Below are 282 nucleotides of genomic sequence, written 5' to 3'. Positions count from 1 at the left end.
ATAGTGATGTGCTGCGATCAGTACCGCCTTGTAGCCGGCGATGTTCGCCTGCGATGAAAGAACATCAAGAGCCTGCGCGCGGCTAGTCCGCGGAGCAGCCTCCAGCGCAAAAGCCGTAACACCAACCGATGCGAGCCGGTTGGCATTAACTTTATCGAAGGGATCGAGCATGCCAACCAGCACTGCGCCCGGCTTCAAATACTGCAGATCTTCGTCACCCGGAGTTCGCACCGTCAGAACCACGTTGCAGCCCAATGCCTGCTCCTGGGTGACAATTGAAGC

The 282-nt window shown here is 57.4% G+C and carries 1 pseudogene; it reads right to left on the bottom strand.

Going from position 1 to position 282, the window contains the following annotated elements:
- A pseudogene (locus P0D70_RS36990) lies at nt 1–282 on the bottom strand (NAD(P)(+) transhydrogenase (Re/Si-specific) subunit alpha); the annotation flags it as partial.

The sequence above is a fragment of the Paraburkholderia sp. RL17-381-BIF-C genome (assembly GCF_046026435.1).
GTDB lineage: Bacteria > Pseudomonadota > Gammaproteobacteria > Burkholderiales > Burkholderiaceae > Paraburkholderia.
The sequence above is the reverse complement of the archived record's forward strand: the minus strand, read 5'-3'. Positions and strand labels throughout refer to the sequence as shown.